The following is a 20255-nucleotide window of genomic DNA, read 5'->3' on the forward strand; positions in this document are numbered from 1 at the left end:
AAATGTTGCATGGTTATATTCCGGCAAACCGCTTTTTGCCGTACCTGAGCTGGACTGACATCGCCACGCTGGAGAATAAAGCTAACACCGTGATCGTGTTGCCGACCGGCGCAATTGAGCAGCACGGCCCGCATCTGCCGTGCGCGGTGGACAGCGTGATCGCTTCCGGCGTGGTCGGCCATGCGCTGGCCCGCTTACCGGCGGCGATCCCCGCTTACGCCATCCCGCCGATCACCTACGGCAAATCGGATGAGCATCTGCATTTTCCCGGCACGCTGACGCTGACCGGCGAAACCCTGCTGCACACCATTCTGGAGATTGGTGAATCACTTTATCGCGCCGGTTTCCGCAAATTCCTGATGGTTAACGGCCACGGCGGCCAGCCGCAGCCGTTGCAGATGGCGGCGCGCGAGCTGCGTCTGCGTCACGGCGACATGATCATCATCATGCAAGACACTTTCAAAGTGCCGAACTGCGCTGAAAGCTTTATGGATGACAAAGAGCGGCAGATGGCGATGCACGCAGGACATGCGGAAACTGCGCTAATGCTGGCGCTGGCACCCGATACCGTGCAAATGGACAAAGCCGTCGCCAACTATCCGCCGGAATTCCCCTGCCCGACGCTTTCGACCAACAAACCGATGGCCGCGTGGGCATCCTACGATTTCGGCCCAAGCGGTGTGATTGGCGATCCTTTGCCGTCCACGCCCGAGCAAGGCGCGGCGATCCTCGACTCGCTGGCGGAAAGCTGGGCGCAGGTGATCACCGAAGTGCATCAGATGACGTGGGTAACTCGCGCCGAACCGGCGTGGGGCACCGGCCAGTGGCAAGGCAAAGTATTAGATCACAACGACGCAGCCGCCTTTTTAACACCTCGCTAGGGAATAACGATGAAAAAAACATTGAGCACTGTTGCCGCGCTTACGCTGGCACTCTCGGCCCCGAGCATGGCGGCTGAGAAATTCACCTTTATGACCAACTGGTATGCGCAGGCCGAACACGGCGGCTTCTACCAGGCGCAGGCGCAGAATCTCTATCGTGATGCTGGCCTCGACGTCACCATCAAGATGGGCGGTCCGCAGGTGCATACCATGCAGCTGATGGCGGCCGGCCAAGCCGACTGCATCATCAGCGATAACATGCAGGCGCTGGAAATCTGGCAGCAAGGCGTTGAAGCAATGCCGGTTGCCACCACCTTCCAGCACTCGGCGATTGCCTTTCTCACGCATCCTGATGTGAAAAATCAGGCCGATTTGCAGGGCAAAACCTTCCTGCTTGCGGCGGAAGCCTACACCTCATATTGGCCGTGGGCGCAGAGCGCGCTAAACCTGAAAAACGCGCGCGTGCGGCCTTACACCTTCAGCATTCAGCCGTTCCTCGCCGATAAAAATCTGGTGCAGCAAGGCTATATCACCTCCGAACCTTTTGCGGTGCAGAAAGCCAATGCACAGGCCAATGTCTATCCGATCAGCGATTGGGGCTATCCGCCGTACGGCAACAGCATCGTCTGCATGAAATCGACCATCGAGAAACGCCCGGCAGCGGTGGCAGCGTTTGTGAAGGCATCGATGCAGGGCTGGAAAAACTATCTGCAGGATCCCGCCGCTGGCAACGTGCTGATTAAGAAAGAAAACCCGCAGATGAGCGATGAACAGATTGCTTTCGGCATCGCGCAGATGAAGAAATACCAAATGCTGACCGGCGGCGATGCGCAAACCGGCGGCATCGGCATCATGACCGAAGCGCGCCTCAAGCAAACCTGGCAGCTGCTGGTCGATACCAAACTGATCGATCCCACGAAAGTGCCGTTTGACGGCAGCTACACGCTTAAATTCATTCAAGACGTCAAGGTTCTGCCATGAATACAGCCAGCCATCTGACGCTGCTGCATCCCGATGCGCAAGCGGTGCCGCGTTCTGCGGCACCACCGGCGATTGAGGTGCTGTCAGCGGAGAAAATCTATCCCAACGGCACGCGTGCGCTGCTGCCGGTCGATCTCACCATTCGTCAGGGCGAATTTGTCTCGCTGCTCGGCCCGTCCGGCTGCGGCAAAAGTACCTTGCTGAAAATGATCGCCGGGCTGATTGAGCCCACCGATGGCAAGTTAATGCTGTTTCGCCGCGATCGTCGCGAAAACCAACGCGATCTGCCGCTGTCGTTTGTGTTTCAGGAAGCGACGCTGATGCCGTGGAGCAACGTGCACAAAAACGTGCGTCTGCCGCTCGATTTGGCCGGCGTGCCGCGTGCCGAAGCGGACACCCGCGTGCGCGAGATCCTCGAACTGGTCGGCCTCGGCCAGTTTGGTCACGTGTTGCCGCGCGAACTTTCTGGCGGTATGCAGATGCGCGTGTCAATCGCGCGCGGCCTGGTCACGCGCCCGAAAGTGCTGCTGATGGATGAGCCGTTTGGCGCGCTGGATGAAATCACCCGCAACAAACTGGACAGCGATCTGCTGGATTTGTGGCAGGAGCAGAAGCTGACGGTGGTGTTTGTCACCCACTCGATTCAGGAAGCGGTATTCCTGTCGCAGCGCGTGATCATGATGGCGGCGCGCCCGGGACGTGTGGTGGATGACATTCGCATTGAAACAGCGTTGCCGCGCGATGATGAGTTTCGCGTCAGCCAGGATTTCACGCACTATGCACAACAGCTGCAACGCGGCCTGCTGGCGGCGAGCAAGGAGAGTCAATGATGAAACCGTTAGCGAGCCATCGGCAATTTCAGCAGTGGCTGTTTCCTGCCATCGTCGCGGTCGCCATGCTGCTGTTATGGCAGTTTCTGGTCACCACCTTCAAAGTGCCAGTGTTTCTGGTGCCGTCGCCATTAGTGGTGGCGCAAAGCCTGGTACAGAATTTCCCAACGCTGTTTATGTCGTTGCTCTACACCCTGAAAATCACCGTAATTTCCTTCGCCGTGGCGATCGTAATCGGCTCGATTGTAGCGTTTCTGCTGGTGCAAAATCGCTTTATTGAAACCGCCCTTTTTCCCTACATCGTGTTCCTGCAGGTGACGCCGATTGTCGCCATCGCGCCGCTGATCATCATCTGGGTGAAAGACACCACGCTGTCGTTAGTGGTGTGCGCCACCTTGATGGCGGTGTTTCCAATAATTTCCAATACCACGCAAGGACTGCGCAGCGTATCACCGGGATTGCTGAGCTACTTTCGCCTCAATCACGCGTCGCGCATGCAGATTCTGCTGCGCCTGCGTATTCCCTCGGCCCTGCCGTACTTCTTCGGCGCGCTGCGCATCTCCAGCGGCTTGTCGCTGATTGGCGCGGTGGTGGCAGAGTTTGTCGCCGGCACCGGCGGCACCGATACCGGGCTGGCGTACCAGATTTTGCAGGCAGGTTATCAGCTCAATATTCCTCTGATGTTTGCCGCGCTGCTGCTGATTTCACTGGCAGGTTTTCTGCTGTTCGCGCTGATGTCGTGGCTGACGCGCCGCGTGCTGGCGGCATGGCATGAGAGTGAATTGAGCCCCAACTAACATCGTAGGGTCGCCATTCATGGCGACCTGGTGAGAAGGTCGCCATGAATGGCGACCCTACGTGATCTCTTTAACACAGGAAATAAATATGTCTGATTCCGATCGCCAGTCTGCACTGGCGGCGCTGGTCGCGGCGTTGCCTGAACTTGACTGGATTAAAGAAGCGCCAAAGGTCAAACGTCTGTCGCGCGATTTCCACTGGTTCAGCCCGGTACTGAAACCGCAGCTGGAAGAGAAGTTTGCCGAGCTAGCGGTGCGTCCGCGTGACGAGCACGAGCTGGCGCTGATCGTCGCGGCCTGCACCAAACAGCGCGTGCCGCTCAATCTGCGCGGCGGCGGCACCGGCAATTACGGTCAGCTGATTCCGCTGCACGGTGGCGTGATGGTCGATATGACACGCCTCAACTCGGTGACCGCCGTCGGCCACGGCACGGTGCGCGCGCAGGCGGGCATTCGGCTCGGCGATCTGGAAGCACATACGCGTCCACTTGGCTGGGAGCTGCGCTGCATGCCCTCCACCTGGAAACTGGCGACGCTTGGCGGCCTGTTTGGCGGCGGATTTGGCGGCGTGGGTTCCATCAATTACGGTCCGCTGGCCGCGCCGGGTAACGTGTTGTCGGTGCGGCTGATGACCATGGAAGAGACGCCGCGCATTATCACCCTACAAGCGCCGGATGCGCTGCTGCTGCATCACGCGTATGGCAGCAACGGCATTGTGCTGGAGATCGAACTTGCGCTGGCACCGCGTCACGACTGGATCGAACGTCTGGATATCTTTAATGATTTCGCGGCGGCAATGGCCTTTGCCGATGCGATTGCGCGATCGCCAGGCATGGTGAAACGACAAATCGCGGTGTTCGCTGCGCCAGTGCTCGATTACTTCAGCGATCTGGCCGATGCCGATGTGGCGGGTAAGCATGGCGTAATTTCTGTGGTTGGCAGCGAAAGCGATGGATTGTTACCTGCACTTCTCACCCAACATGCGGGCCGCAACGCGCTGCATTTTGCCGAAGGGGAAAACAGCGGCCATTCGCTGATCGAATATTGCTGGAACCATACCACGTTGCAGGCGCTGAAAATCGACAAGACACTGACCTATCTGCAAACCGCCTATGCGGCGGATAACTATCAGCAGCAGGCTGTCGCTTTAGAATCGCAATTATCTGATGAAGTGATGTCGCACATTGAATTCTTGCGTGATATGAATGGCACCATTACCTGTAGCGGTTTGCCGCTGGTACGTTATCAGGACGAAGATCGCCTTAACGCAATTATGGATATTTACCGCGCGAACGGCGTGAAGATAAATAATCCGCATGTAATTCATATTGAAGACGGCAAACAAGGCATGGTACGTGCCGATGTGGTGGCGATGAAACGCGCCTGCGATCCGCATAATTTATTAAACCCGGGCAAATTACGTGGCTGGGAAGTGCGGGATACGCTGCCGGAAGTGCATATTTCGGGTGTTAATTGAGCATTAAATACGCCAGCAACTGTGATTGCTGGCGGCTAATTAGATATACGGATTATTGGCGTCGTTTAATGGAATGCTCCACTCTTCGCCATTGACGCGTACCTTTAAATAGCGACGAGTGCGATATTTCCCTGGCTCATATTCTTCGACTTCCCCTTTAATCACCGTACCGCGCAACAACAACTCTTTATTGTTGTTATAACCGAAGCCAACATCTTTATTACCAATCCAATGCTGCTCAAAGGCCACAACCGGCGCCGCATCCAGCGTTGCGCTCTCCTCGGCGCTGCAAGCGGTGAAACTTTTACGGAAGATAAAACACAATCCTGCCTGATAACGGTCTTTACCATTGGTAGTTACCAGCGCAGTGGAGAAACCGGTGTAAGCAGCGATTTTTACGTATAACTTAGTTCGGGCACCATTGCCGGAAATATGTACTTTCACCACTGGGCTGGAGCCTTCGCCGTACCAGCTGCCAATTGTGTTCGCACCATCACGCGCCTGCAGATAAATATTGGTCGCGCCTTCAGGGGTGCGGTTACTGTAATCAACTTGCGTTTCACTTTGGGAGTTATATTGCGCGCTGCCCACCACACGGACGTGAATCTGCGAAGTCGCATCGGAGAAGTTAAATTCACCAACGTAAAACCATTTATTGTTCGCAGTACGGTTATCCATATGGTGCTGCGAAGAAATATAATCATAACTTATTGAACCCTGCGCAATAATCCCCCAATCAGAGAACTCCAGCACACCACGATCGCCCTCGCCAATTAACGTCCAGGGTTCAATACCTGCAGTGCTATAATCGAAACCGGCGCTTTGGTTATGAATACTTTTTTGAATAATGGTAGCGCGACAATAACCCAGCTTTAGCGGATTGGTAGTGGATTCAATCGCCAGTCCTTCAATCACCCATTGGCCATTGGTGAGATCACCGGCAAATTCAGCGTGTTCAATCCAGCCGTTACGGATAAAGGATTGCGTACAGCGCGGCAAATCTAGCACCGGCTTTTTGGTGTTGCCTTGCAAGTTGAAGTTCGAAAGTTCAATTGCCGTAGAGTGATCCCATGCGCCTTGCTCGCGATCGGACCAGCGTGCGTAGACAATACTGTCTTGGCAGCCACGGGAATAAAACTGGTCGATTTTACAATCCAGCGTATCGATGAGGTCGAGCGCGCGTCCGCCGAGATAACGGAACTCCATACTGCTCACACGCAAGAACTGACCACCGATAATGGTGTTGGCGTAAAAGCCGACGGTGTTAAATGCTGTACCACCATCACCACCGCTATCAGAACTCATCCCTTTAACAACAATCCCTGAGATTTCCGCATAGCGCGCTTGTACTTTAAAGAAGTGCAAACCACGCGGTTTGGTTTCCCAGTTAAATACCAACGTGGTAGTTGGGAAATAGCCAAAGTTGACCGCCGCACCTGCGACTTTAAAGCGGTTGATCTCTTTGTCTGATATGTCGAACGTCGACATGCTAAAAACACCCGCTGTAAAGCGTATGCCCGCCGATGGCAGCACGCGCTGAGACCAGGTGTACATACGTTTAACGGCTTCAATACAATCGGTTTTCCCGTCAGGAACAGCCCCGAAGTCCAGCACCGTGACTGAGTTATAATCCAGTATCACCCTTTTCCAGCGTTTATTTCCCGCCGTCACAATAATTAACCCACCATCATCTGGCGATGAAGTATCAGTTGCGTCATAAACAAACACGCCACCGCCGGCTTTGGTGCCGCGCTTATATTCCAGCACCGTAGCGAGTTCACCGCCGGTCGTCGGTTCAGTAGCTTTGAGTTGTGCAACATCGCTGATCTGAATAACAGGTGCAGCCGCCGCAACGGCATTTTGTGGTGTGGTATTCGAACTGTTGGACGCATTCGCCATGGTGTACCCCTTAATTATTAAGAGAAAGTAACTGCACCATCGAGTATAAGTAATTGAAAATTAATGTGTTGGTGCGTACCACGCTAACTGGGGCATTTCACTTAATCGCTTTTTGCATGGCCAGACAACAATATGATTAATGGAAAAAAGCGTAGCGGTAACGTGGAAATTTACAGATTAATCGCAGGTACTTTCTTTATTTGCATGGCACGGAATGTGAGGAGAAATGCGGAAATAGAGGGTTGAACGCTATGTAAATTAATCATTGGTGGATATTATTCATTAACAGGCCAGCAACGAGCAGTTACTGGCCTGAACGCTTAAAACGTGGCGTTCACACCGACGTTCCACGTCACCTGATGGTAATCGCTATTGCCGCCAACCGTTGAAACACCGGCAAAAGCATTCACCGTTTCAGCCAGCGGTACGTTGGCACCTACCGACAGATCGAGCCAGTTCTTATCACGCGCCTCAATGCTGCGTTCAAACGACGTTTGGGTCGATTTTAGCCCGGCGCGCACCGTGGAATCGGTATCGCCAAACTGATGGTTGTAACTCACCTGCGCCCACGGATTCACCACCCACTGTTTGCTGTCGATGCGCCAGCCGACTGATCCAATCTGTGAATGGGTGGTTTGATCGGAGTAGCGCATCGCGGTGCTGCTGTCGCTGTTCTCGCTATAGCCGCCGACGCGGCCGTAATCCAGCGCATAACTGGCGACCGGTCCGGTGCTGAGATTTTCCGTTAGCGGCAGCGTCCAGCCGGTTTGCACGCGCATGCCGAGCAGTTTACCGCTGGTGCTACCCTGCTCGGTTCGTTTGGCTGGGCCGATGTGGATATCACGCTCAATGCTGTCGAAATCGAGATCGGCATAATGCAGATCGGCGTTGATCCAGCCCTGATCAAGCACCGTCAGCTGGCTATACAGCGCCACCAGATTGCCGCGCAGTTTGTAATCGTAGTTTGAGGACGGCTCCTGCCGCTGATTGGTGTTGGAGAACAGCACGCCGGTTTGCCAGTTGTCGGTGAGCTGATAGCCGATACCGAGCGTTAAGTTGGCCGTGTTGGCACTGCCGTTGCTCCAGCTGTCGCCCTGATAATCGACGTGTTGCCCGGCGTAACCGCCAAACACCGTGAAATGTCCGGCGCTGGCAGGCTGCTGACGCTGTTGCTGCAAATGCCCATCGAGCGTGTTTTGTGTGTCACGCGCCATCATCAAAGGTGATTGTGACAGCGCCGCCACTTGCGCCGGCGCATCCAGAATCGACTGAATGTAATCGGCGATCATCGCGTGCACCGCTGGGCTTGGATGCAGGCGATCGGCGAACAGGTAATCCTGTGCGCTGGAGAAGCCCGGCGTGCTGGATTGACACTCATCCGCTGACGTCCCAATCGGACACGCGATGCCGATGGTGTTGGTTAAGCCATATTGCGTAGGATTGGCGATCACTTCATCAAACAGCCCAGCGATATCAACGCGCACGATATTGCCATTCAATGTCGCCAGCCCCGCTTCTTCCTGCTGGTTATAGCCGTCGGAGAGCGCAGTAACTTGCTCGCTGAGTTCCTGCCATGCAGTGTAAAGCTGCTGCGCCAGCGCGTCGCGCACCGCCGGAACAGAAGAGACTTCGCCTGCCGCCTGAGTAAACGCATCCTGCACCGCCTGTTGCCGCGCGGCTTTATCTGGCGTGGTGACGCTATCCAGCGACTGAAACGCCGCCACCATCGCTGGCGTGGCTGCGGTGCCCAACACGCGCAACACCGTTTGGATCATGTAAGGCGTTGAACCGAGTTGCGGGACCGTGGGCACAATCACCGCGCCCGCACCGGCATCCAGCAAAGTTTTGATCTGTGCGACCGATTGATTGGCGCTGTTGCTGATGGTTTCACTGGCGGTTAAGGGATTGGTGACGGCTACGGCGATGTCATTGGCGCCGACCCAATGAATGTACAAACCGTTGCTGTCAGCGCGGCCGCCGGTTGAGGCGAGATAACCCGCCAGTTGATCCTGAGTGTTTAAATCCGGATCGAGCTTCGGCACCGACACCGCGCCGCCCTGCGCATAATTGCTGCCGCCCAACGTAGAACGCTGCAAGTCCTCGCCTAAATGCGCGGCAAGAATCTCGTCATATAAAGGATGTTGTGCACCGTCGAAGGTAAAGCGGCCTATGTTGCCGCTATCACTCAGGCTATCGCCAAACACGGTCAGGCTATCCCATGCCAGCGCGGGAGCAGGCGTCAGCAACGCGCTAAGTGTGGCGATGGCGACAGCAGAAAGCGCAGATTTGTGGTTGTTCATCATCAACTCCGTGATGGGCCAGAGTTACGTCGTCTGACCGGCAAAAGGTTAGGTCCGCGCATCAAGCGAACCCGCAACATCGCATCAGGAATGCGTAAGGAAAATATCAAGGACGTTTAACTGTTTAGTCAGGAAGGAGGCGTTATGCCAGTATGCAGCGGCAAATTAACCAAAGTTTATGAACAGCTCTTTTACATGCATTTAAATTAAACCTTTAAATAAGGCCGCCGATAACTAACGATGCAGAGTTCGACTACGCTCTGATCGGTACTTTTGAAAACATCAGGTCGGTTAATTAAATACCCCCATGCGGCGCTGCGGCGCACAGAGACACTTTGAAGTGTACGGCGAAGGGGATCTGCGGGCAGCCTAAGCGACACGTCCTGAACGTGAGCAGATTGGTGCTGCACGCCTTACGTTCAACAGCACAATAATCGCCTGAGGCTTCCCATGTTTGGTGTGAAAAAGTCGAGTCTTACCTTGCCGTTTTATAAAAGTGGCGATGTGGTTAAAGATATCAATGCGATCAAACAGCATGTGGCATGGATTGAATTTACGCCCAACGGCGAGATTCTCACTGCCAATCACCTCTTCCTTGCCACCACCGGCTACCAGCTGAATGAGATTCAGGGGAAACATCACCGCATCTTCTGCAGCCCGCAACACAGCCAATCCTCGCGCTACCTCGCCTTCTGGCAAACGCTAGCGTCCGGCGAATCGGTAACTGGCATCTTTGAGCGCTTCAATAAGCAAGGCCAGCGCTTCTATCTCAGCGCCACCTATTTCCCGGTGAGCGATGACAAAGGCCATGTTTACAAAGTGATCAAGGTGGCTTCGGATATTACAGAACGTCATCAGGAGCTGGAGCACAAAGAAGCGGTGATTACCGCGCTGGACCTTTCGATGGCGGTAATCGAATTTACGCCGGATGGTCAAATCCTCACGGCCAACAATAACTTCCTCAAGCACATGGGATATGAGTTGGATTCGGTTGTTGGGCAACATCATCGCATTTTCTGCTTCGATAACTTCTACCGCGAAAATCCGGACTTCTGGCGCAAGATGGCCAAAGGTGAACACTTTGTTGGCCGCTTCGAACGTAAAACTGCCAGCGGCGAACGTATCTGGCTTGAGGCCAGCTACAACCCGGTTTATGACGCAGATGGCAAAGTCTACAAGGTGATCAAAATCGCCTCGGATATCACCGCACGCGTGGAAGCGGCCAAGCGCGTAGCCGACATCGCACTGACGACCTCTGAAGAGACTTCACAAATCACCGACAACGCTAATGAGGTGCTGGATGAAACCATCCGCAACTCTGGATTGGTGGCGGTGCAGGTGAATGCGGCGACGGCAATTGGTGCCGAACTCAACGCCTCGGCGAAAAGCATTAGCGAGGTGGTCGAGACCATCAACCTGATTGCCTCACAAACCAATATTCTGGCGCTGAATGCGGCGATTGAGTCAGCACGCGCGGGTGAAGCGGGACGCGGATTCAGCGTGGTGGCGGGCGAAGTACGACGTTTGGCGGCATCCACCTCCAGTGCCACCAAACAGATCACGCAGGTGGTGGAACACAACGCCAGTTTGATTGCGCAGATGGAGCAGCAGCTCAATGAAGTGAAGCAGTTTGTGGTGACCGAGCAGGATAAAATCAGCGTGCTGTCACGCAGCCTGCGGGAAATTAACAGCGGCGTACATGAGTTTGTGAACGTTATTCATCGTTTGGATGTGTGATTTGTAGGGTCGCCATTTATGGCGACCTGGAAAAAGTATTGTGCGGTTATCGGAAAGGTCGTCATGAATGACGACCCTACGGTCGATGGGTTTTGTAGGGTCGCCATTAATGGCGACATGGAAAGTATCGTGCGGTCATCTGAAAGGTCGTCATGAATGACGACCCTACGGTCGCTGGGTTTTGTAGGGTCGCCATTAATGGTGACCTGGAAAAATATCGGTGCGATCGTAGGGTTGTAATCACATCATCTGCGGTTCACGGATCGCCTGACCTTTGGCGAAACGCGCCAGACTGTACGGTTTCATATCGGTGAACAACGGTTTGTTATTCACCATCTGCGCGCACAGCAAGCCTGCGCCAGGTCCGATACCAAAACCGTGGCCGCTAAAGCCGGAGGCAATAAACAAGCCCGGCATGCTACTCATTTCATCAATCACCGGCACCAAATCTGGCGTGGTATCAATCCAGCCGCCCCACGCGTGATCCACTTTAATGCCGTTCAACTCCGGATAAAGCTGCACCAGCGCCTGCATCGCTTCCTGCACAATGCCGTTATCCGGTGCCGGATCGAGAGTACGGATCTTCTCAAACGGCGACACGCCTTGATTAGACCACGAACCAGCGGCTTCCGGGCCGTTGAAGAACGAGCCATTAATGCGCATCTTCAGCTTCTTAGCGATCTTGCTGCGATACATCGGGTAAAACTTAGTGGCGTAACGGATGTTTTGCGGTGCGAGGTCAATCTGCCCGCGTCCGGAGAGCGCCACGGTGTAGCTGCCATCCTGACGACGACGAATACACAACCCGCCGGTGCTGAGACAACCTTTGATCACTTCAGGTGCCGCCGTGGTTTTGAACGCGGTACCCAGAATATTGGCGCTCGGCAGTTCGATGCCGTATTGCTTGCAGAAGCGCGAGCTCCACGCGCCGCCGCAGCAGATCACGCGGTTGGCTTTCACCAGGCCGCGCTCGGTCCAGACGCCGGTCACGCGTCCGCCGGAAACATCCAGTCCGCGTACCGCGCAGTTTTGCTGGATCGATGCGCCGAGGTTTTTCGCACCGGTAGCAATCGCCGGTGCCGCCAGTGACGGCTCCGCGCGACCATCGCTGGGCGACCACACGCCACCAATCCACGGCGAATTGTTGCCGATGCGTTCACGCGTCTCTTGCGCGGTCATCAGATGGCTAACGAAACCAATTTGCTGCGCCTGTTTGCCCCACGCTTCCCAGCGCGCCAGGTCACTTTCGCTCTGCGTGCCGTAAGTAATGCCCTGACGCGAGAAGCCGAGATCGAGGCCGATTTCGCTGCTCAGCTCGTCCCAGCGCTGCAAACTGCGCATCGCCATCGGCAGCTCATACAGGTCGCGGTTTTGCTGGCGCACCCAGCCCCAGTTACGACCGGATTGCTCGCCGCCGATCACGCCCTTTTCAAACAGCGCCACGGAAACGCCCTGTTTTGCCAGTTCGTAACTCACCGACGTGCCAATAATGCCGCCGCCAATGACAATCACATCAACGGATTCGGGAAAGCGTTCACTGTCTGCTACTGCATTGATTTTTATGCGCATCGTCTCAAGTCCTGCACGCCACTTCGGTGACGAAATCACAAATGATGTTCAGAGGGAATGTGCATGATCCACAACACTCTGGCTTCACTCGCGCTATGGTTAAAAATGTTGTGCGGTAAATGGCTCTGGAACTGGAAGCTGTCGCCCGCAGTTAAGATGGCGCTGTCGCCATCGATCTCCAGCGTAAGCTCACCTTCCATTACCAAACCGGCCTTCTCGCCCTTGCCCATCAACATCTCATCGGAACGCACGCCCGGCGGCACATTGATAAACATAAACTGCAAATCGTGATCGCCTGACGGCGACAGCATCTCCTTGGAGATCCCGCGCTTGCCGACATTAAAATGCGGCCGCTCAATGGCGCGACGCACATAATGTTCCGCGCCGCGCAGGTTGGTTTGATTCTCTTCCAGGAAGGCTGAAAGCGGCACTTTCAACACCAATCTCAGCTGCTCTAACACGCGCACGGTGGGATTGGTCAGGTTGCGCTCGATCTGGCTGATGGCACCAGCGGACACATTCGCCAGCTGCGCCAAATCAGTGATGGTCATATTGCGCGCCTTACGAATCCGTTTCAGGCGCGATCCAATATCCGCGTCTTGCGCATCCGTTGCTTCGTCACTGATACTCACTTTCTTCATCGGTTTTTACCCTTCCAGCGGATAACTTTATCCAATTTCGCACAGCGCAGTCGCCGCGTTTATTTCCCTGATACTGTGTTTATCGCTGAAATTACCGGTGCGAGACAGCAAAATATGCCGCAGCGACGTTATGGCATGCCCCATTTGGTTTTAATGGTTTGCAAAGTGCCGTCTTCTTTCATCGCAGTCAGCGCGCTATTAATCTGCGCCATTAATTGATCGTTGCCCTTTTTCACGCCAAACGCCATCGGCGAAACATGTTCGGGTTTATAACCGTCGATAACGTGCATGCCTTTCAGGCCGCCGGCTTTTTCCTGCGCTTTCAGGATCGGATAATCATTCATGCCCGCCGCAATACGTCCGAGCGATAAATCGCGCGTCATATCCGCAGGACTGTCATACACCTTCACCTCTTTGGCGATGCCGCTCGCCATCAGGCTTTGGGTGTAATCGGTGCCCGCCATGGTGCCGACGATGTCACCTTTCACATCCTGCCACGAGTTATAGGTCTTTTTGTTGTCGTCACGCACCACCAAACCCGCGCCAAACGCGGTCACCGGCTGAGAAAACGTAATGCGTTTCGCACGTTCTTCGGTGGGCGTCATACCGGCCACAATCATGTCGATTTTGCCGGCAATCACCGATTGAATCAGCGTGGAGAATGGGATGGCGGTGTAATTAATATCGAGGTGCTGGCGCTTCGCCACTTCGGCTGCCACATCCGGCATAAAGCCTTCGATTTTGCCGCTTTGGGTATCGAGAAAAGTGGTTGGCGCACTGGAAGGCGGTGAACCGGCGGTCAGCGCCGCCGCTTGAGCATTGAGGCTAAATGCAGCCGCCAGACACGCAAATAATAACCGGGAACGATTAGCAGACATAACTCACTCCTGAATCAAATGAAAAGGGCGAACGTCATTTTCACTATAATGAAATTAGTCAGGCATCTGTCAATGTTTTATTTAATCACACTGCGTGAATTCACAATTACGGATTAACCCCTTTGATAACAAGCATTATTTAACCTATAGCCTATTCGTATGACGACAATAAGTAAAAGCTATCTCTGTTCGGCGGGTAAAGATTGACAGTGATTCGCCATCGGGGATATTCATTATAATGAAATTTATCTGCAGGGGATTATCATGGATTGGAGTAGTATTCACGTTTATCTGCCCTTCCTGTTGAAAGGGGCCGAAATGACGATTTACATCACCATTTTGTCCCTGATAATCAGCACGCCATTGGGACTGATTTTTGCTGCGGCGAAGATGTGTCCGTGGAAAATAATTTCCTGGCCGATTGCGACTGTAATTAATATTACGCGCGGCCTGCCGATGATTGTGGTGCTGTTTTATATCTATTTCGTCTTCCCCGATATTGGCATCACGCTATCGTCATTTCAGGCCAGCGTGATCGGTATCGCCTTCTGCTTTTCGACCTATATCGCTGAGATTTTCCGCGCCGGCATTGAATCGGTGGATCGCGGCCAACTCGAAGCCGCGCGCTCAATGGGCATGAGTTTCCCGAAAGCGATGCGCCGCGTGGTGCTGCCGCAGGCGTTTCATGTCGCCCTGCCGCCTTACAGCAATACGCTGGTGATGATGCTGAAAGATTCCGCGCTGGCTTCCACCATCGCCGTCACCGAGATGACGCGTCAGGGCCAGCTGATTGCCGCGTCCACCTTCGATAACACCACGGTGTATACGCTGGTGGCGCTGCTTTATCTGGTGCTGTGCCTGCCGTTGCTGGCGCTGACCAAGCAGCTGGAAAAACGCCAGATTAAAGGAGCCTGAGATGATTGAGATTCGTGATGTGCACAAAAAATTTGGTCATGTCGAAGTGCTGAAAGGCGTGAGTTTCAACGTCAGCGAAGGCGAAGTGGTGTGTTTGATCGGCCCGTCGGGTTCCGGGAAATCGACCATTTTGCGCTGCATCAATGGCCTGGAAACTTATGAAGGCGGCGACATCAACGTGCTGGGCCAGCGCGTCAACAACAAACACAAAAGCATCAACGATCTGCGTCGGCAGATTGGCATGGTGTTTCAGCGCTTCAACCTGTTTCCGCATCGCAGCGTGTTAGAGAACGTGATGGAAGGTCCTATTCACGTCAATGGCGAACCGCGCCATGTGGCGGAGAAGCGCGCTAAAGATCTGCTGGCGATGGTTGGGCTGGCGGAGAAGATCAACGCGTGGCCAACGCAGCTTTCCGGCGGTCAACAGCAGCGCGTGGCGATTGCCCGCACGCTGGCGCTGCAACCGAAAGCGATATTGTTTGATGAGCCAACCTCGGCACTCGATCCGGAACTGGTGGGCGAAGTGCTGCAGGTGATGCGCAATCTGGCGCGTGAAGGCATGACGATGATTGTGGTGACGCATGAAATGCAGTTCGCGCGTGAAGTCGCCGATCGCGTCTGTTTCCTGCACAGCGGGCAGATTGTCGAACAAGGCCCTGCCGACCAAATTCTGCTTACACCGCAGGAGCCCCGCACCCAGGATTTCCTGCGCCGCGTGCTGGGCAACGTGGTTTCCACCACCTGCGCCTGCTGTCGTAGTGTCGCCATTCATGGCGACCTGGAATCTCAACCGCACACCACTTAATTCAGAGGAAAAGAATGAAAGTCCAAAAAATAACGCAACCCGCCACCATTGCATCGATGGAAGATTGGGGCAGCGTAGAAGGTTTGCCTGGCACCGGCAGCATTGGGTTATCCGGCATTCAGAAGGTGATTCCCGGTAAAGAAGATATCGATACGGGAATATTTGAATGCGGCGTCGGTTCCTATCGCCGCTCGGTGAAACAGGCCGAAATCATGCACTTCCTCAACGGCAACGGCTCTTTCACGCCGGATGGCGAAGAGACGCTGCACTTCAAACCCGGCGATTCGTTGTTCTTTGAAGCCAATACCGAAGGCACCTGGGTAATTGAGAACACCATGCGCAAGTTGTATGTGATTTTTGACGCCAGCTGATTGATGCGCTGACTTCCCCGGTGCGCAGAGATGCGCACCCTACAAAATCCCGCCTTTATATACCGTTCCCCTTTCGTAAATTTTCGTCTAGATACTGGCGTTGTGAACAAAAATGACTCATATAGATAGCATCAGCTATATATTATAGCACTGGCTATATTCCTCTGGAGATGATCATGTTCACTCAACGCTTTTTGCCTGCGATTGCGATCCTGCTGTCACTCAGCGCGTTTACTGCGTCAGCGGCTGAAAAACTCAAAGTGGTGACCACTTTTACGGTGATTGCCGATATGGCGAAAAACGTCGCGGGCGATGCAGCGGACGTGACGTCGATTACCAAAACCGGCGCAGAAATCCACGAATACCAACCCACGCCAGGCGATATTCGTCGCGCGCAGGGTGCCAATCTGATTTTGGTAAATGGCTTTAACCTGGAATTGTGGTTCAGCCGTTTTTATCAGCGTCTCAAGGATGTGCCGCAGGTTACCGTAACGCAAGGCATTGAGCCGATGGGCATTACTGAAGGCCCGTACAACGGCAAACCGAATCCGCATGCGTGGATGTCACCGGATAACGCGCTGATCTACGTCGATAACATTCGTAACGCGTTGCAGAAATACGATCCCGCCAATGCCGCCATTTATCAGGCCAACGCCGAGCGTTACAAAGCGCAGATTCAGCAGACCATCGCGCCGATGCGTGCCGCTATCGACAAGCTGCCCGCCGATAAACGCTGGTTGGTGACCAGTGAAGGTGCGTTCTCTTATCTGGCGCGCGATTTCGGTTTGAAAGAGCTCTATTTATGGCCGATAAACGCCGATCAGCAAGGCACGCCGCAGCAGGTGCGTAAAGTGATCGATGCGGTGCGCGATCATCAAATTCCTGCCATCTTTAGTGAAAGCACCATCTCTGCCAAACCCGCGCAGCAAGTGGCGCGTGAAGCCGGCATTCATTACGGCGGCGTGTTGTACGTCGATTCGCTGAGCAACAGCGATGGCCCGGTGCCGACCTATCTGGATCTCTTGCGCGTCACCACCGAAACCGTGGTGAAAGGCATCACAGAAGGAAGCCAGAAATGAACCCAGCCGCAGGTTTACTCGTCGAGAATGTCGGCGTTACCTACCGCAACGGCCATACGGCGCTGCGCAAAGCCTCTTTTAGCGTGCCAGCGGGCAGCATCACCGCGCTGATTGGTGTTAACGGTTCCGGCAAATCCACGCTGTTTAAAGCGATCATGGGATTTGTGCCGCTCTCATCGGGTGCGGTAACGCTGGCTGGTTTGCCGGCCAATAAGGCGCTGAAACACAACATCGTTTCCTATGTTCCACAAGCGGAGGAAGTGGACTGGAGCTTCCCGGTATTAGTGGAAGATGTGGTGATGATGGGCCGTTACGGCTATATGGGCATGCTGCGTATTCCGCGTGCCGCCGATAAACACAGCGTAGATCAGGCGCTGGAACGCGTAGGAATGAGCGCCTATCGCCATCGTCAGATTGGCGAGCTGTCGGGCGGACAGAAGAAACGCGTGTTTCTGGCGCGCGCGCTGGCGCAAAGTGGCCAAATTATCCTGCTGGATGAGCCGTTTACCGGCGTGGATGTCAAAACTGAAGCCGCGATTATCGCCCTGCTGAAAGAGCTGCGCGACGAAGGCCGCACCATGCTGGTTTCCACCCACGACCTCAACGCTATCCCCGATTTCTGCGATCGCTGCGTGCTGGTGAAAAACACCGTGCTGGCGAGCGGCCTGCTGCATGACACTTTCACCGCCGATAATCTGGCGCAGACCTTTGATGGCGCACTGCATGAGCGTAACGCGGTGTTGATGCAGCTGATGAAAGACAAAAATCCGGACCGGGGAGCGAACCATGTCGTGGATTATTGAACCGTTTGGCTATCAATACATGCTGAATGCGATGTGGATCGCGGCGCTGGTCGGCGCGATTTGCGCCTTCCTCTCCTGCTTCCTGATGCTGAAAGGCTGGTCACTGATTGGCGATGCGCTGTCGCACTCGATTGTGCCCGGCGTGGCGGGCGCGTATATGCTCGGACTGCCCTTTTCGCTCGGCGCGTTTATCTCCGGCGGGCTGGCGGCGGGCAGCATGCTGTTCCTCAATCAGCGCACGCGCTTAAAAGAAGATGCCATAATCGGCCTGATCTTCTCGTCGTTTTTCGGCATCGGCCTGTTTCTGGTGTCGCTTAATCCCACTTCGGTGAATATCCAAACCATCGTGCTAGGTAATATTTTGTCGGTTGCGCCCGCCGATATCTGGCAGCTCGGCGCGATTGGCTTTATCACCCTGACCATTCTGCTGCTAAAGTGGAAAGATCTGATGGTGACCTTCTTCGACGAGAGCCACGCACGTTCACTCGGTTTGAATACGCTGCGGCTGAAGATCCTGTTCTTTACCCTGCTCTCTGCGTCCACTGTCGCCGCGCTGCAAACCGTCGGCGCGTTTATGGTGATTTGTCTGGTGGTGACGCCCGGCGCGACCGCCTATCTGCTGACCGATCGTTTCCCGCGTCTGTTAATGATCGCCGTCGCCATTGGCAGCATCACCAGCTTCCTAGGTGCCTGGAGCAGCTACTTCCTTGATGGCGCGACCGGCGGCGTGATTGTGGTGGCGCAAACGCTGGTATTTTTAGTGGCCTTTGTCTTCGCACCAAAACATGGCGTGCTGGCGGCGCGCCGCCGTGCGCGTCAGACCCTGGAGGACGGCGTAAATGGCTGAATTATTGTTGAGTCCTTTCCAGTTCGAATTCATGAACATGGCGCTGATCACCACCTTAGTGCTGTCGCTGCCGTGCGCGATGCTGTCGGCGTTTCTGGTGCTGAAAGGTTGGTCATTGCTCGGTGATGCGATGAGCCACGCGGTGTTTCCTGGCGTGGTCATCGCCTGGCTAATTGGCTTGCCGTACGCCATCGGCGCGTTTGTCGCCGGGATGCTGTGCGCCGTCGCAACCGGCTACATCAGCGAGAATAGCCGCATTAAACCCGATACGGTGATGGGCATCGTCTTCTCCGGCATGTTTGGCGCCGGTTTAGTGCTCTACCTGAAGCTGCAGCCTGAAGTGCATCTCGACCACATTTTGTTCGGCGATATGTTGGGTATCAGCCTGGCGGATATCATCCAGACGGCGGCCATCGCGGTGATTGTCAGCGTGTTGATTGGTATTAAGTGGCGAGATTTACTGTTGCACGCGTTCGATCCCAATCAGGCGCGCGCCTGCGGCATCAACGGTAAGTTGATGCATTACGGCTTGCTGTGTTTGATCTCGCTAACCATCGTCGCCGCGCTGAAATCGGTGGGCGTGATTCTTTCGATTTCGATGCTGATCGCGCCCGGCGCTATCGCCTTGCTGCTGGCGCGTCGTTTCGTGCAGGTGATGCTGCTGGCGATTGCCATTGCCGTGGTGACGGGTTTCAGCGGCGTGTACTCCTCGTTCTTCCTCGATAGCGCGCCGGGTCCAACCATTGTAGTGATCTACGCGACGCTGTTCGTGCTGGCATTTTTGTATGTCACGGTGAGGGATCGGCGCACGCAGCAAGCGCATGGCTGATGATTTAGGTCGCCATGAATGGCGACCCTACGTTGGGAAAATGCAGCCTGGTGCGCGCTTTAATATTTAACGCGTAATGCACCTGCAAATTTAAGCCTACTGCAAACCGCGTTGCTTATCGCGCAACACCGTGTCGCCGAAATACGATTACACGCTGGCTCTGGTCAATGTTAGCCTTAATCTCTTGTTGGCCCGAAATGACCCACAATTAAGGAGCATGATGAGCATCATTAATCCCGCTGGCTTGAAGGCGCGCAGCTATTACAATCACGTAAAAATTCGTCCGGGCACGCCGGTGTTTCCTACTGGCCAGGTGGCGTGGGATGAAAACGGTGACGTGGTGGGTGTTGGCGATATGAAGCAACAGGTCGAGCAGGTTTATGCCAATATCGACCGCTTGCTGGAAGAATTGGGCGCGCAACGCGACTGGATTGTACGCACCACCACCTATGTGACGGATTTAGCGCTGGTGGCGGAAATTCACCCGGTGCGCCAGCAGTTTTTTGCCGGTCTGGAATTACCCGCCAGCACGCTGTTTCAAATCGCCGCATTGGCTGAGCCGGAGCTGCTGCTGGAGATTGATGTAGTGATTATGATGCCGCTGTGAATTCCAGGT

The 20255-nt window shown here is 54.7% G+C and carries 19 protein-coding genes; 14 read left to right on the top strand and 5 right to left on the bottom strand.

Features of this window, described 5'->3' with window-relative positions:
* Positions 1–2: 2 nt before the first annotated feature.
* From BM323_RS15390 to BM323_RS15410, 5 genes are all read left to right on the top strand, one after another.
* Positions 3–881, top strand: coding sequence for a creatininase family protein (locus BM323_RS15390; protein WP_091004106.1), 879 nt, complete (start codon positions 3–5; stop codon positions 879–881).
* Positions 882–890: 9 nt separating this feature from the next.
* On the top strand, positions 891–1862 hold the full coding sequence (locus BM323_RS15395; RefSeq protein ID WP_008110746.1) for an ABC transporter substrate-binding protein: 972 nt from the start codon (positions 891–893) through the stop codon (positions 1860–1862).
* Positions 1859–2692: an ABC transporter ATP-binding protein gene (locus BM323_RS15400; RefSeq protein ID WP_008110747.1), complete on the top strand. Its 834-nt coding sequence runs from the start codon at positions 1859–1861 to the stop codon at positions 2690–2692. The genes BM323_RS15395 and BM323_RS15400 overlap by 4 nt, the downstream gene beginning before the upstream one ends.
* Positions 2689–3489 carry an ABC transporter permease gene (locus BM323_RS15405; protein ID WP_008110749.1) on the top strand — a complete coding sequence of 267 codons (801 nt, stop codon included), beginning with the start codon at positions 2689–2691 and terminating at the stop codon, positions 3487–3489. The genes BM323_RS15400 and BM323_RS15405 overlap by 4 nt, the downstream gene beginning before the upstream one ends.
* 88 nt (positions 3490–3577) lie before the next feature.
* Entirely contained in the window at positions 3578–4966 is a 1389-nt protein-coding gene (locus BM323_RS15410; RefSeq protein ID WP_008108713.1) for an FAD-binding oxidoreductase, read from the top strand.
* Positions 4967–5005: 39 nt separating this feature from the next.
* Here BM323_RS15410 and BM323_RS15415 read toward each other — a convergent pair whose 3' ends face one another.
* A complete protein-coding gene (locus BM323_RS15415; RefSeq protein ID WP_254773274.1) occupies positions 5006–6694 on the bottom strand; it encodes a hypothetical protein in 1689 nt (562 codons plus the stop codon).
* A gap of 491 nt (positions 6695–7185) precedes the next feature.
* Entirely contained in the window at positions 7186–9165 is a 1980-nt protein-coding gene (locus tag BM323_RS15420) for an autotransporter domain-containing esterase (protein WP_008108716.1), read from the bottom strand.
* Between the two features lie 450 nt (positions 9166–9615).
* On the opposite strand from BM323_RS15420, the gene BM323_RS15425 reads away from it, so the two are divergent.
* The gene (locus BM323_RS15425) at positions 9616–10902 is read left to right on the top strand and encodes a methyl-accepting chemotaxis protein (protein ID WP_008108717.1); all 1287 of its coding nucleotides are present in this window, start codon (positions 9616–9618) and stop codon (positions 10900–10902) included.
* Between the two features lie 240 nt (positions 10903–11142).
* Here BM323_RS15425 and BM323_RS15430 read toward each other — a convergent pair whose 3' ends face one another.
* The 3 genes from BM323_RS15430 to BM323_RS15440 all read right to left on the bottom strand — a co-directional run bounded on the left by BM323_RS15430 (position 11143) and on the right by BM323_RS15440 (position 13990).
* Entirely contained in the window at positions 11143–12471 is a 1329-nt protein-coding gene (locus BM323_RS15430) for an NAD(P)/FAD-dependent oxidoreductase (protein ID WP_008108718.1), read from the bottom strand.
* 35 nt (positions 12472–12506) lie between these two features.
* Positions 12507–13112, bottom strand: coding sequence for a cupin domain-containing protein (locus BM323_RS15435; RefSeq protein ID WP_008108720.1), 606 nt, complete (start codon positions 13110–13112; stop codon positions 12507–12509).
* Positions 13113–13240: 128 nt separating this feature from the next.
* Positions 13241–13990 (bottom strand): ABC transporter substrate-binding protein, encoded by a 750-nt coding sequence (locus tag BM323_RS15440; protein ID WP_008108722.1) that lies wholly within the window; start codon positions 13988–13990, stop codon positions 13241–13243.
* A gap of 264 nt (positions 13991–14254) precedes the next feature.
* On the opposite strand from BM323_RS15440, the gene BM323_RS15445 reads away from it, so the two are divergent.
* The 8 genes from BM323_RS15445 to BM323_RS15480 all read left to right on the top strand — a co-directional run bounded on the left by BM323_RS15445 (position 14255) and on the right by BM323_RS15480 (position 20246).
* Complete coding sequence (locus tag BM323_RS15445; protein ID WP_008108724.1) at positions 14255–14905, top strand: amino acid ABC transporter permease; 651 nt, start codon at positions 14255–14257, stop codon at positions 14903–14905.
* A gap of 1 nt (position 14906) precedes the next feature.
* Complete coding sequence (locus tag BM323_RS15450) at positions 14907–15710, top strand: amino acid ABC transporter ATP-binding protein (RefSeq protein ID WP_008108726.1); 804 nt, start codon at positions 14907–14909, stop codon at positions 15708–15710.
* A gap of 14 nt (positions 15711–15724) precedes the next feature.
* On the top strand, positions 15725–16081 hold the full coding sequence (locus tag BM323_RS15455; protein ID WP_008108728.1) for a cupin domain-containing protein: 357 nt from the start codon (positions 15725–15727) through the stop codon (positions 16079–16081).
* Positions 16082–16257: 176 nt separating this feature from the next.
* Positions 16258–17160, top strand: a complete 903-nt coding sequence (locus BM323_RS15460; RefSeq protein WP_008108729.1) for a metal ABC transporter substrate-binding protein — start codon at positions 16258–16260, stop codon at positions 17158–17160.
* Positions 17157–17963, top strand: coding sequence for a manganese/iron ABC transporter ATP-binding protein (locus BM323_RS15465; protein ID WP_008108731.1), 807 nt, complete (start codon positions 17157–17159; stop codon positions 17961–17963). The genes BM323_RS15460 and BM323_RS15465 overlap by 4 nt, the downstream gene beginning before the upstream one ends.
* A complete protein-coding gene (sitC, locus tag BM323_RS15470) occupies positions 17947–18810 on the top strand; it encodes an iron/manganese ABC transporter permease subunit SitC (protein ID WP_008108734.1) in 864 nt (287 codons plus the stop codon). Before BM323_RS15465 ends, sitC begins: the two co-directional genes overlap by 17 nt.
* On the top strand, positions 18803–19639 hold the full coding sequence (locus BM323_RS15475; protein ID WP_008108735.1) for a metal ABC transporter permease: 837 nt from the start codon (positions 18803–18805) through the stop codon (positions 19637–19639). The genes sitC and BM323_RS15475 overlap by 8 nt, the downstream gene beginning before the upstream one ends.
* A 220-nt stretch (positions 19640–19859) precedes the next feature.
* Positions 19860–20246, top strand: coding sequence for a RidA family protein (locus tag BM323_RS15480; protein WP_008108737.1), 387 nt, complete (start codon positions 19860–19862; stop codon positions 20244–20246).
* Positions 20247–20255 lie beyond the last annotated feature (9 nt).

Origin of the sequence: Pantoea sp. YR525, assembly GCF_900116775.1 — a bacterium.
In the GTDB taxonomy this organism is placed as follows: domain Bacteria; phylum Pseudomonadota; class Gammaproteobacteria; order Enterobacterales; family Enterobacteriaceae; genus Pantoea; species Pantoea symbiotica.